14 protein-coding genes and 1 pseudogene are annotated in these 12,891 nt (G+C 36.3%); 7 read left to right on the top strand and 8 right to left on the bottom strand.

What is annotated here, in order from left to right:
* Positions 1-21: 21 nt before the first annotated feature.
* Complete coding sequence (locus ACTSKG_RS11305) at positions 22-717, bottom strand: BsuPI-related putative proteinase inhibitor (RefSeq protein WP_464754725.1); 696 nt, start codon at positions 715-717, stop codon at positions 22-24.
* A 286-nt stretch (positions 718-1,003) separates the two neighbouring features.
* Here ACTSKG_RS11305 and ACTSKG_RS11300 point away from each other — a divergent pair, with 286 nt between their 5' ends.
* Together ACTSKG_RS11300 and ACTSKG_RS11295 are read left to right on the top strand one after the other, a co-directional pair.
* Positions 1,004-1,696: a response regulator transcription factor gene (locus ACTSKG_RS11300; RefSeq protein ID WP_464754724.1), complete on the top strand. Its 693-nt coding sequence runs from the start codon at positions 1,004-1,006 to the stop codon at positions 1,694-1,696.
* A gap of 141 nt (positions 1,697-1,837) precedes the next feature.
* Entirely contained in the window at positions 1,838-3,949 is a 2,112-nt protein-coding gene (locus ACTSKG_RS11295) for a histidine kinase dimerization/phospho-acceptor domain-containing protein (RefSeq protein ID WP_464754723.1), read from the top strand.
* Positions 3,950-4,134: 185 nt separating this feature from the next.
* Here the strand turns inward: ACTSKG_RS11295 and ACTSKG_RS11290 are convergent, their stop codons facing one another.
* Positions 4,135-5,049, bottom strand: coding sequence for a nuclease-related domain-containing protein (locus ACTSKG_RS11290; RefSeq protein ID WP_464754722.1), 915 nt, complete (start codon positions 5,047-5,049; stop codon positions 4,135-4,137).
* A gap of 235 nt (positions 5,050-5,284) precedes the next feature.
* On the opposite strand from ACTSKG_RS11290, the gene ACTSKG_RS11285 reads away from it, so the two are divergent.
* Complete coding sequence (locus tag ACTSKG_RS11285; RefSeq protein ID WP_464754721.1) at positions 5,285-5,749, top strand: DinB family protein; 465 nt, start codon at positions 5,285-5,287, stop codon at positions 5,747-5,749.
* A 3-nt stretch (positions 5,750-5,752) separates the two neighbouring features.
* A complete protein-coding gene (locus ACTSKG_RS11280; RefSeq protein ID WP_464754720.1) occupies positions 5,753-6,262 on the top strand; it encodes a shikimate kinase in 510 nt (169 codons plus the stop codon).
* Positions 6,263-6,481: 219 nt separating this feature from the next.
* On the opposite strand, the gene ACTSKG_RS11275 is transcribed toward ACTSKG_RS11280, so the two are convergent.
* Positions 6,482-6,745, bottom strand: a complete 264-nt coding sequence (locus tag ACTSKG_RS11275; RefSeq protein WP_464754719.1) for a hypothetical protein — start codon at positions 6,743-6,745, stop codon at positions 6,482-6,484.
* Positions 6,746-6,977: 232 nt separating this feature from the next.
* On the opposite strand from ACTSKG_RS11275, the pseudogene ACTSKG_RS11270 reads away from it, so the two are divergent.
* A pseudogene (locus ACTSKG_RS11270) lies at positions 6,978-7,436 on the top strand (M1 family aminopeptidase); the annotation flags it as partial.
* Between the two features lie 124 nt (positions 7,437-7,560).
* Here the strand turns inward: ACTSKG_RS11270 and ACTSKG_RS11265 are convergent.
* The 5 genes from ACTSKG_RS11265 to ACTSKG_RS11245 form a co-directional block, all read right to left on the bottom strand.
* On the bottom strand, positions 7,561-8,202 hold the full coding sequence (locus tag ACTSKG_RS11265) for a response regulator (protein ID WP_464754718.1): 642 nt from the start codon (positions 8,200-8,202) through the stop codon (positions 7,561-7,563).
* Positions 8,177-9,241 (bottom strand): sensor histidine kinase, encoded by a 1,065-nt coding sequence (locus tag ACTSKG_RS11260; protein WP_464754717.1) that lies wholly within the window; start codon positions 9,239-9,241, stop codon positions 8,177-8,179. Before ACTSKG_RS11260 ends, ACTSKG_RS11265 begins: the two co-directional genes overlap by 26 nt.
* Positions 9,238-9,939, bottom strand: a complete 702-nt coding sequence (gene liaF / locus ACTSKG_RS11255) for a cell wall-active antibiotics response protein LiaF (RefSeq protein ID WP_464754716.1) — start codon at positions 9,937-9,939, stop codon at positions 9,238-9,240. The genes ACTSKG_RS11260 and liaF overlap by 4 nt, the downstream gene beginning before the upstream one ends.
* A gap of 85 nt (positions 9,940-10,024) precedes the next feature.
* Positions 10,025-10,663: a PspA/IM30 family protein gene (locus tag ACTSKG_RS11250; protein ID WP_464754715.1), complete on the bottom strand. Its 639-nt coding sequence runs from the start codon at positions 10,661-10,663 to the stop codon at positions 10,025-10,027.
* 13 nt (positions 10,664-10,676) lie between these two features.
* The gene (locus ACTSKG_RS11245; RefSeq protein WP_464754714.1) at positions 10,677-11,030 is read right to left on the bottom strand and encodes a lmo0954 family membrane protein; all 354 of its coding nucleotides are present in this window, start codon (positions 11,028-11,030) and stop codon (positions 10,677-10,679) included.
* A 162-nt stretch (positions 11,031-11,192) separates the two neighbouring features.
* Here ACTSKG_RS11245 and ACTSKG_RS11240 point away from each other — a divergent pair, with 162 nt between their 5' ends.
* Both ACTSKG_RS11240 and ACTSKG_RS11235 read left to right on the top strand, forming a co-directional pair.
* Positions 11,193-12,281 carry a metallophosphoesterase gene (locus ACTSKG_RS11240; RefSeq protein WP_464754713.1) on the top strand — a complete coding sequence of 363 codons (1,089 nt, stop codon included), beginning with the start codon at positions 11,193-11,195 and terminating at the stop codon, positions 12,279-12,281.
* Positions 12,281-12,883 carry a DedA family protein gene (locus tag ACTSKG_RS11235; protein ID WP_464754712.1) on the top strand — a complete coding sequence of 201 codons (603 nt, stop codon included), beginning with the start codon at positions 12,281-12,283 and terminating at the stop codon, positions 12,881-12,883. The genes ACTSKG_RS11240 and ACTSKG_RS11235 overlap by 1 nt, the downstream gene beginning before the upstream one ends.
* Positions 12,884-12,891: the final 8 nt, after the last annotated feature.

The following is a 12,891-nucleotide window of genomic DNA, read 5'->3' as shown; positions in this document are numbered from 1 at the left end:
AGGTTAGTACTTTTAATAATTTTATTCCCCTATTTGTGCAGATTGAATAACTTTTTGTTCATTTTCCACTACATATTCCACTAAAATATGTTTTCCTTTCTCTAACCCTTCAAAGAAAGGGACTGCTACTTCGGATAGTCGCATCACTTCTGTTGTGCCCTCTAGATTTTCCACTTCGATAGAATGAAGATCTTGTTGTCCGATAAAAATAACTTCTTGTTTCTCCACAACAAGTTTTTTAGGTGTCTCAGTAGAAGCCCCAGTCCACTTATAAGTGGTCACAATCTTAAGATCATTAAGTCCGTCTGCCGTTGACCAAACAACCAGCTTATAAGTACCGGCTGGCACTCCTGCAAGCTCTGATTGGAGATTTAGCGGAATGATCCACTCTTCCCCCGGTTGTAGTTTATTCTCCACTATTCCCTGCATAAACATTTTGTTTGCTGAATATGTGTACATTATTTCTTTTGCTTCATTCAATAGTTGAAACTCAATTTGCTGTCCACTCGACGAGGTAAGAACAATTTCCTTTTTTGATTCATTTTTGATAATAAAAGATCCTTCTCCATCCGCTGTTAGGTCAAGTCTAGTTGATATATTTTCATCTTTCCCTTCGCTCCCTGTTGTAGAGCTAACATTACTTGTTCCACAGCTCGTCAACACGATTAGGGGAGTACATAGTAGTAAAATCCAGGCAACTCTTTTTGCTCTTCTCATATATTGCACCTCCTGTTTAAGTATTAGACCATTATTTGGATAAAAAGTTACACTAGAGGTTGATTTTTTGATTTGGTTGCTTTCAAGAGTTAATTAGTTGCTTGTATATCTAACTGGTTGCTCATCTAGCATTTTGGTCTCGCTTAGCCATTTATTTACTATAAAAAAAGATTTTCTTAAGAAATTCTTCATATTTATACTGCTGGAATGTTAAGAAATGAGGGGTACAATAAAAACATAAGAAAGATGTAGGAGCACTCATTGCGCATGTAAAGGAGGTAAGAATATGACACAGTTTACGGTATTGGTAACGGACGATGACCAAGATATTCGAGATGGTATTGAAATTTATTTAAAAAACGAAGGCTATAACGTACTAAAAGCAGCAAATGGATTAGAAGCATTGCAGTTAATAGAAGAAAATGAAGTCCATGTCATTGTGTTAGATATTATGATGCCGAAAATGGACGGGATTGCGGCGACATTTAAAATAAGAGAGCAAAAAAATATTCCTATTATTATGCTGAGTGCAAAGGCGGAGGATTCGGATAAAATTCACGGATTATCCGTTGGAGCAGATGATTATGTAACGAAACCTTTCCATCCAATGGAGCTGGTAGCACGTGTAAAATCACAACTTAGACGGTACACGAAATTAGGGACATACCAAGGACAGCAACGCGTTATAGAAGTGGACGGACTGACTTTAAATCAAGAGGCGAAAGAACTTACGGTTGAAGGGGAGAGTGTTAAACTAACGCCAATTGAATTTAAAATTACAGAGCTACTCATGAACAATGCAGGACGTGTTTTTTCTATCAATGAAATATATGAGCGCGTTTGGAATGAACCCGCTTATAACGCAGAAAACATAGTAGCAGTCCATATTAGAAAAATACGCGAAAAAATTGAAGCAGATCCGAAAAATCCAAGATACTTAAAGGTGGTGTGGGGCGTTGGCTATAAAATCGACAAGTAAATGGAGTGTCTATTTGTCTTTATTTGCAATTATTTGTGGCATGATTTGTTTGTTGTATTGCATAGTCAATTTGATCCCGGTTGTTGAAATTAGCCAAAACTTTATTCAAATTATTCGAAATATGAAAGGGGGAGTTGCAGGATGAAGCAACCTATAGGTAAAAATATTTTACTTAGTATACTGGCAGTGATAACGATGTTTGCACTTTTTACTCTAACAGATAATGGCCGCAATTTTATAGGGGCGAGTTACTTTAATAGTGATGATTTTCAAGCGGAGTTATCCCAATTTGAAAGATCTATTGTTCCTCTGGTTATAGCGGTTCCAGATAAAGAGGTGGTAAAGAAAAATATAACAGTGACAGCTGATCAGATTGAGGAATATCGAAATCGATATGGAAATTTGGATGAACAATTAAATTCTATCAGATCACAATATGAAAATAGTACCGATGATGCATCAATTGCAGAGCGCAATAAAAAAATAGAGGATATCACAAAAAATTTTCATGATGATAGTTATGTAGAAAAAAAGATTCGATTAGAAAAGGAAGCTCAAGTTGACGCTTATTATAAATCAATTGATAGAGCTAAAAATGACTTCTTGAATAACAATGATGACTTTAACTATGACCTAAAAAATGTGGAAACAGGCGAGCGATTTACAAATGGAGATACAACTTCAAAAAATGCATTTCATAAAGAGTACTCAAGTAAATATGGATATTTAAAAGAGAGAATTACGTATGAAAATGTTGATAACTCTTGGGATGTTCAAGAACTAATGGGGAATCAATGGGCGCGTTTTGAAGGAACAGTTGCAATTTCAACCGATAGTATTTTAAGTGGACACAGGGCATATCAATACAAATACTTTTTAACGAATAAACGACTCTTTTATGGAGTACTAATAGCTGGAATTTTAGCTGCCATCGCTTTTGTTTTACTATGGAGAAAAAGTAGTGATAAATTCCAACAGGAGGAATGGGAACAAAAGTATAGTAGCTTTCCGATAGATGTTCGAGTAGTCTTGTTTTTCATAAGTATTTTTGTAGCTATTATGGCTACTCAAGAATTAATAAGGAATATTTTTTACTATAAAGGATGGGACCTACCTATTTTCACAAGTCTTTTCGCAGTCCTTTTTACAGGCTTCACATTGTACCAATGGAAATGGCTCCGATCTGGTTTTGATAAGATTAATTGGAAACAGAGCTTGGTATATAGTTGGGGAAGATCTTTGCAAGGATTTTTCTTAAAACGTTCCATCGGTGTTCAAACGTTAATAATGCTAATTGTTGTGTTCTTCTGGGGATTCGGAACAATGCTCGTGTTTTTGCAACCAGCAATTATACTTGTTTGGATTCCGGCAACTTTATTAATAGGCATTCCAGTGCTTATTGTTTTATTATCAAGAATGTCTTACTTAAACCGAATCATCGTTAAAACAGAGAAAATGGCAAGAGGTGTTATTGGAAATGAAATTGATGTAAAAGGGAAATCTCCAATTGCAGAGCATGCAGCGAGTTTGAATAAGCTTCGTGACCGAATAAAATCTTCTCATTCCGAACAAGCAAAAAGTGAGAGATTGAAAACCGAACTAATCACCAATGTCAGTCATGATTTACGTACACCACTAACTTCGATCATAACGTATACTGATTTATTAAAAAATCCAAGCATTACGGATGAAGAGCGAGCATCCTACATTTCGATTTTAGATAAAAAGTCAATGCGTTTGAAAACATTGATTGAAGACTTATTTGAAGTTTCTAAAATGGCTTCAGGCAATATGGAACTGGATAAACGTAAAGTAGATTTAACTCAATTATTGCAGCAAGCAATCGCCGAGCATCAAGAGGAGATTGATAAATCAGGACTTGAATACCGAGTGACAATCGGTACAAAACCAATCATGTCTTATGTGGACGGACAAAAATGGTGGAGAGTACTAGACAACTTAATCATCAACACATTAAAATATGCACTCCCAAACACTCGAGTGTATATCAATTTAGATCAAGTGGACGGTGAAGCTGTTTTCGTTATTAAAAATATAGCGAAATATGAACTCGGCAATGATGTCAACGAATTAACAGAGCGATTCAAACGAGCAGACACATCTCGTCATACAGAAGGATCAGGTCTAGGCCTTGCAATTGCACAATCCATTGTGGATTTACACGGAGGTAACTTACGAATGGAAGTAGACGGAGACTTATTTAAAGTAACCGTAAAAATAGCAACAGTATAGTAAAAAGCGGAAAACCTGTACGAGGGTTTCCCGCTTTTTATTTGGGAGAAAATGAGTTTAGTTGGAATTTTAAGAGGTTTAGTTGGAAAAATGAATGCTTTAGTTGGAATTCTGAAGGCTTAGTTGGAATAATAGTGTAGTTAGTTGGAATAGGAAATTTAAGTAAGAAAAAACGATCGCATTAGTTAGCGACCGTTGTTTTTTGTTTCAAAATTTCTCTGTAAGACATAGTGTCGAGATTTGAAGTCATTCACTGGACGAAGATCTAGTTTATTTAATAGGTAGTTTGCAGCATACTTGTCTTTCAGTTCTAAAAAATAAACACATTCGCGATTAGAAATGGTGTTTTTAACCAGGTAAAACCAATCTTCAATTGCTTGTTTTTGCATCAGTGTTTTGGGAGTTTTGCATCTTAGGCATTTACTTTGCCCTTTCATTTTAATGAGGCAATTAGGACAAAACAAACCAGTTCTTATAAGAGGAGTGTTGATTGAAAAATATTGTGTTAAAGGGTTTGGGATAAATTCATGTGTATGGGATATTAAAAATTTTAGTATTTGATGGAATTTGACAGTTGAGATGGTGTCAGGAAGTTGATTGTAGTCGTCTAGTTCAGCTGATATATCGCAACCCATTACAATTTTAGTGAGTTTCGGGGGGAGTGCAACTTGTGTTTGGGAATATGCTAGCACTATTAAGCTCTTAATAGGAATATTTACTTTGAAAGTTTGTAAGAGGAATTGTAATTTTTTGATATGTCTTCTTAGTTGTTGTTCGGGACATTTAAAGGAGGTCGTCTCACCATCGACTTCACGGATCAGTTGCTCAGGGTTACTTTGAAAATATATTTTGCCTCGAATGTTTTTGATTTCTAAAACGGCAATATACTTTTTGGTTAAGATGAGCGTATCGATTTGCAAATAATTATTTTGGCTAATTTGGATATGAAGGTCTTTTAGGATGGCGTAGTATTTGGGGAAGGTTACTTGTTTTAAGAAATTGTCAACATGGCATTCTCCTCTATATCCTGCTTCTGCTGCTTTAATCTTTTTTTCTATTTCGAGATAGATACTTTGGTCTTTAGGTAGACGGTTAAGCAATCGTTTATATACTTGTACAGTTTTAGGTATTATTCGTTTATTATCGATGAAATTTCCTCCTTTGAAACATTTTAATGTATTGAAAATACCATTTTATTGGGAGATAATCAAGTTTCGGAACGAGTAGTTGGAAAATAAGAAGGGTTAGTTGGAATTTTAGAGCATTTAGTTGGAATTCTTCATGTTATAGTTAGAATATAGAATAGTTGGAAAACTCAAAAGGGAGATGGATATAATGGAAACTTTCAATCAATTAAACTTCGCACGAATATATACTATAGGAAAGATTAAACAAAGTAATGAAGCCGCTTGGGATGTAAAGCCAAGTGGATTCAACAATACAATCCGGTGGAATACAGGTCATGTATATGCAACAATGGAGTCATTTACGAAACGTGCAATTCCATCATATGAGCCCGTGAATTCTGAGTGGTTACCGCTATTTGTTTCAGGAACAAACCCTGATAAATGGGAAGTAGAACCCCCTACAATGGAAGAGCTGGTAAGCGCACTAGAAAAACAACCTGAACGAATAAAAGCAGTACTCGAACATAATATGCAAAACCAACTAACAGAACCAATGGCAATTGGGAAAATGCATCAGATGAATACAGTTGAAGCAATTGTGCAATTTATGGTTTGGCACGAAGGGATCCACGCTGGAATTATTCATGCATTAAATCGTGCCATACAAGATTAAAGTATGAAGATTTATATTATAGGTTCTGTGGGGAGTGGCAAAACAACACTTGCTCGAAAAGTTGCAAGAAAACTTCAAGTACCTCATTTTGAAACTGATAATTTCGTTTGGAAGCGACATTCTCCAAAAGATATTCGAAATGCAATCGAAGAGCGCGATCAATTGTTGCGTGATGCAATTGCACTGGATGATTGGGTAATAGAAGGTGTTCATATAGATTGGACAGATCCTGGATTGCAAGCAGCAGATCAAATTGTCTTTTTAGATATTCCTATTAGAAGACGATCCTGGCGAATAGTTGCACGATACATTCGTCAGCTTCTAAAAATTGAAAAAGCAAATTACCAGCCGACATTCACTATTTTTATTCGAATGTTCAAATGGAATAAATACTTCGAAGAACAAATGAAGCCAGCATTTATGATTAAGTTCGAAAAATTTAATCATAAAGTACAACACTTCGTAACGGATAGAGAGGTAGAAAAATGGTTACAACAAATAGAAAGAGGATGATACAAATCACAAATCATCCTCTTTCTATTTAAGAAAATACCGCATCCCGCCTCTGAACGAGAGGAAACCCTTCACATCCGAGAGCATACCGCCTTCGAACGAGAGCAAACCCCTCATGCGAGAGCACACGGTCTCCAAACGAGAGCAATCCACCCACATACGAGAGCAACCCACCTCCAAACGAGAGCATCAAAAAAGAGGATGCCATCTCCATAAAGGTCATCCCCTTCTTTTCAATTCATCTACTTCGTTTAACAAAAAGTCCAACTTTCTTTGGATTTGGTTTAATTGTTCCATATTCCGTCCGCCTGCTTTTCTATCAATCTCATCTTTACGTTTTATTTCAGATAATTCAATACCCTGGGCAATGGTATCAATGATAAAGCCGATGGAAATAATGGCAGCACCAATTATCCCCACAGTCAAGCCTAAATAAGTTGGCCGCTCGTCATTTGGATCTTCAGGAAACATGTGTACAAACATCCTTTACTCCATCTTTTCATTAGCATATGATGAACAATTAACATACGTTATTTTTTTAGAGAGAACAAACAAAATATAAGCAAGCATCTCTATTAACATGAAGGTAGATCATGCAATGACTAGTTGGACATGGCATTTGGAGGTATTTATATACGAATAATTGACCCATGAACTAAACTTTAGTAGGTAATCGTAATCCTACTTTTCAAATGTTAATAATAGCCCGAGCAACCCGCAATATTACGAGAATTCACTTGTACACGAAATTGCTCATCAATGGTTTTATTATATGATTTCAAGTAGTCCCTATAAGGACGCCTGGTTGGATGAAAGTTTAACTGTGTTTCTAACATCTATGTACTTATTTGATAAGTATAAGGATGAGAAAACTGGATTTGACCGTGCACTCCGTACATCCTCAAATCAGTCTAATAAAAAAATTGTAAATATTCCTCATGAGGAATTTGGAAAGAGTTACGTTTCTACTATTTACGGTAAAGTACCTATATTATTAAGGGACTTCTTTAAAGAGCATGGAGGTCAAGAAGAAGCATTAAAATTTTTATCAGCATATTTTAAACAATTTCAATTTAAATATGTAGATAGCCATACTTTTAGTGTTTTCTTCAATAATTATTTTCAAGAGGACTATAGTGAGTTTTTAGAAGGTTGGTTAGAAATTAATGAATAGGTACTGTTCAAGATCAGTTTGGTAATAATTAAAATAATGTTGAGTCAGAAGAGGATGACCAAAAGTCTTAATTAGGTGATCCTCTTTTACATCTAATAACCCAACTTACTCTGCATTTGCTACGTTATTTTTTCGAAGGAACAAGCTGATGTTTAAATGCATAAATAACTGCTTGTGTTCTGTCGCTCACTTCCAGCTTAGATAGAATGTTGCTGACATGTGTTTTTGCGGTTTTCAATGCAATAAAAAGGGTATCTGCTATGTCTTGATTAGTTTTTCCTTCCGCCATGAGTAGCAGCACCTCGAGTTCTCGGTCTGTTAAGTCTTCATGTAGTTCAATGGTGGAACCTTGGCGCATGCGTTTCATCATTTTATTCGTCACTTCTGGCTCTAATACCGCATCACCATTTAATGTTTTGCGAATAGCTTCTGCGATGTGAGTGGCTTTTGAAGTTTTTAATAAATAACTTATAGCCCCTGCTTCGAGGGCAGGATAAACTTTGTCGTCATCGATAAAACTTGTCACAATCATGACTTTAGCTTCCGGCCACTTTTGCACAATTTCACGCGTAGCTTCTGCACCATTCATAATGGGCATGACCATGTCCATTAAAATAATATCTGGTTTGTGTGTAAGCGCCATTTCAACAGCTTCTTGCCCATTCGTTGCTTCCGCTACGACTTCCATATCAGGTTGAGCTTGCAAATAAGCGGACACTCCGATACGCACCATTTCATGATCATCCGCGAGTAATATTCGAATCATTTTCTAGCTCCTCTCTACTTCTCTCAATCGGCAACTTCACTTCAACGATTGTTCCTTGTGATGGAACAGATACTACTTTGCAAGTAGCACCTATTTCAACCGCTCTTTCCTTGACATTATCTAAGCCGTAAGAACCTGTTTTCCCGTCTGAGACATCAAAGCCAATACCATTATCCTGTACACGGAAAATAGCGAGATTGTCTCGTTCTACGAATAATATGTCAACTTCTGTAGCTTTTGCATGTCGTAATGTGTTCGATAATGTTTCCTGTGCAATGCGGAATAAATGATCCTCGGCCCCTTTTGGTAAGGAAACTTCTTCTAATCGGTACCGAATTGTAAAGAATACTTTCTGCTGCAGTTCCACAAGCAACTCTTCCATCCCTTGCTTCAACGTCTTATCATGTAGAGCAGCTGGACGTAAATGGAGTAGCAAAGCACGCATTTCTAACTGAGCTTGTTGTACAATTTTTTCTGTTTGAAGCAAGGTTTTAGGGGCTTCTCCATGCTGCGACTCCTCTATTTCTACCATAGTAGATAAGAGCATAGATGCGGCGAACAGTTGCTGTGAAACCGAATCATGCAGCTCTCTTGCCAAGCGTTGCCTCTCTTGTACGATTCGTTCCTGAATAAGCTTATCTTGTGCTTCTGCTTTTTCATTCGTAATACGTTGCAATGTCTTTCGCTGGGTCAAAATGAGCTGCTCTAATTGATCGGTTGTGACATGTAGTCGCTTGGAATAAGCGTATTTTTTCTTGCTCGGAATAAATGTTTCTGCTTCTAATAATGGCCTTAAGCTTGTTTCAATTTTCTTTTCTTGCTCGCGTACTTTTAGCAGTGTGTTTGTGGAAAAAGAAAAACTTATAAATGCAATTACAATAATAATCCAAACACCTAATGGGATTTGTGCAAATGTAGTCTCTAATAATGACCACCACGCTGAGTCATTTGGCCAACCCCAAAGTGCATATAAAAGCATCGCAGCAAGGGCTGACAAAATGAGGAAAAAAGAAAATCCTTGCCCAAAAAATATCTTCATTTACGAATCACCTCGATATCCCCAATCCATGTGGACACAGTGATAACTAGCTCCGATGCGAAATCAACATCATCTAAATACCCATCTTTTAACACGACCGATTGATTCCATAAACGTTGGATTCCACGACCAAAAATATTCGCTTCTCCGATAATCGTTGCATAATGAATTCTGACAGGTACTTCGTATGGAACATAGATCGTTACTTTTCCAAGTGATTGACGAATGGAAATAAAGGAAGTGCCCTTAGGTAAAACGGTCTCCGTTACATCAATCACATGCTCCCCATAGAAACTTTGCACGTGGACATCTTGCCATTCATAAGCATTAAACGGAGTAGTTTGTGCAGAAAATAGCTTGTTTTGGATAATGCTATTTGGAGTTTCTTTATAAACTGTGTCAAATGGTCTAATCATTTGACGAATTGGCTCGTTCTTCCAAAGTTTAAAAAGTACGTATATCATAATAGCAATAAGTAAAAGGCGTAGACTCCACATGGAGAAAATAGCTATAAGAATAAAAATGAACCCAGTCCAGAATAAAAAACGTGCACGTCTTCGTAAACTAAAATAAATTAAACCAATGCCAAGAAGGACTAATACAATGCTTCCATTTCCAAAAACTGTAGCCTCTATGAACATAAGAAAAACAAAACAAATGAGAAAAAACGCAAGCTTGTTTGTTTGGTTTTCTTTCATAATAGGTATTCCTCCTTCCCAGCGAGTATGTATATTATATAAAACGTAAGGAGAAGACAAATGCCTTCTCCTCTTTAACTATAGTTTACACAATTTCTGCCTTAGGTTGTGCATTTTTTTCTAACATTTCTAAACGTTGTTCCATAGAAGTGACTTCATGTTCTTTTTCTATTTTTTGTCCAAGACGTTCAATGTATTGCTCCATTTCTTGGAACGTGCCAAAGTTCTTTTCTTTTTGTTCGGGTTGCAGAATGCGATCCATTTGGTGATGTGCACGTGTAACATTTTCTTTACCCATTAATTGCAATTGGCGTACTTTCATATCTTTAATTTTATGTTTCATCTCTTCGTATTTACGTTCTAGACCGAAAAGCTCTTCTGTCGTTTGGAGAATACTATTTTGTAATACTGTTGTCCTTTCGCTGTATGCATCTACTTCTGCTTGGGCAAATGCTGTTAAATCGTCTTCTCCACTAGCGGTAGCAAGTTCGACTTGCTTTTTGCGTTTTTCAACCATTTGCATCGTTTCACCAAGTTCTTTTTCAAGCTCTTGTTTTAATTTTCCTTGGCGTTCTAACCATTTACCTGTCTGTTCTGTTTGTTTCTCGGCTTCTCTAATGTACTGATTGAGCATCGCGATAGGGTTTTTCTCTTCTTTCTTATCGAATAGCTTGTGTAAGTCTGCCTCTACTGAATATTTTAATCTTTTAAATAGTGATGTCATGTTATATTCCTCCTTATTTTGAAAGTTCATTCCATTGTTTTTCGAAATTTACAAATGGGTCATCGGATTTAACAATTGGTGACGTAAAACTTACTGATTGGTTGTTCCATTTTTTCACTACATACCAAACACCAACGATTGCTAGTATTCCAAAGAAACCAGGTATGTTTGCAACTGCTGTGAATAAACCGATAATACCTGCAATTGCCCAAAAGATTTTTAAAAATGTAGAATCGCTTTTCAAGTAAAAATGTACCCCCGCGAAAACGACCAACGCAGATACCGCAAGACCTATTAGATTTCCTATACTTGCAATTGCTACTATTCCTGCGATAATACCAAGTACTAATAAACCAAATTTTTTCATGTGAGTGTTCCTCCTCTCGTTTGTATACATAGCTTAACAATTCCACCAACTTATCCAAACGGGCTAGAACATGATTTTCACCTCAGTCTTGAGGCTTAGAGAGAGGTAGTCCCATAAAATCTGTTATACTAAATAAAAAATACAAAAATTGGAGAACTGAAAATGAAAAAAAATGGTGCTGCTACATTGGCAATCCTCTTATATTCAACAATTGTATTTTACTTTGGATGGACAGTAGTCACCTGGCTAAAAGTATTCTTTCCTATAAATTACTGGCCCTTTGGTATTGTATGGGGGCTTATTGCATATGGATTTATCATTGGAAGAATCAATCATAGTCTGAGGTTTTTTAGTATAGTGGGATCTTATTGGATGATTATTATGGAGTACGGGCTAATCCTTTTTCCTTTAGCCACTTTAATAACGTGGATTTTCCCAAGTGAGTTAAAAGTAATAGGTTGGATTGTTATTATCTTAATTACGCTTATTTTTTTAATAGGAACGTATAATGCTTATACGCCAGTAGTCCGTGAAATTTCAATTAGAATGGCTAAACGGGATTCAAATCTTACCCTATTAAAAGTAGTTGTAGCATCTGATTTTCATCTTGGTTTATTATCCAATAAAACACACTTAAAAAGATTTGTGAAAAAAGCAAACGAAGAACAACCAGATTTAATATTACTAGTAGGCGATTTAGTGGATGATGATCCAATTTGGTTTGTTAAAAATGGCATGTCCGAAGTGATGAAGCAACTGACTTCTACGTATGGTGTATATGGGGTACTCGGAAATCATGAATACTATGGCAAAAAAATTCCACTTTTAGTGGAAGAGATGGAAGCATCTAATGTCCGCATGTTATTAGATGAAACTATTTTAGTGGAGGATTCGTTTTATTTAACGGGTAGGGAAGACTTGACGAATAAAGAAAGAAAGCAGCTTTCCGAATTAGCACCAAACCAACGTAACCTTCCTTGGTTTGTGATGGATCATACGCCATCAAATTTGCTTATTCCTGAAAAAGAAGGAGTAGATTTTCACGTGTCTGGTCATACGCACAGAGGACAAATGTGGCCAAATCATTTATTCACACGGAAGTTATTCGAGCTGGATTATGGGTATAAACAAAAAGGTAGCCTGCATGCCATCGTCTCATCTGGATTTGGATTTTGGGGTCCACCAATTCGTTTAGGTAGTCAATCGGAACTATGGTCTGTTCATATTAAACTAGAGGACGTGAAAGTATAATGGAAGCATGGATTTCGGACTGGCTCAGTCAGTTTGGTTATCTAGGCGTATTTTTGTTAATATTAATAGAAAATATTTTTCCACCAATTCCTTCAGAAGTTATTTTGACGCTAGGTGGATTTATGACGACAACTACGACAATGACCAGGTTAGGGATTGTTATTGCTTCAACTGCTGGTTCTGTTGGTGGAGCAGCTATTTTATATTGGATCGGCTCACTATTAGATGTAAATCGTTTGGAGAAAATTGTGCAAAAGTACGGTAAGCTTTTGCGACTAACGACGAAAGATATTCAAAAAGCAAATAAGTGGTTTGAAAAATATGGTGTTTGGGCTGTATTTTTTGGAAGATTAGTTCCACTTGTTAGAAGTCTAATTTCGATTCCTGCGGGGATGTCGAAAATGAGCTTTAGCTTATTTCTTTTATTTACAACATTAGGGACTCTAATCTGGAATACGGTGCTAGTTTCGGTGGGAGCAGCGGTTGGAGAAAATTGGAACGAAATAGTAGGGTATATGGATATTTACTCCAATTTAGTGTATATTATTTTAGCGATAGTTGGTATTATATTTTTAGTGTGGTATGTCAAAAAACGTGACTAAGGAGATCT

It is taken from the genome of Psychrobacillus syltrankelensis (assembly GCF_055454035.1).
This window is presented reverse-complemented; position numbering and strand designations above follow the sequence as displayed.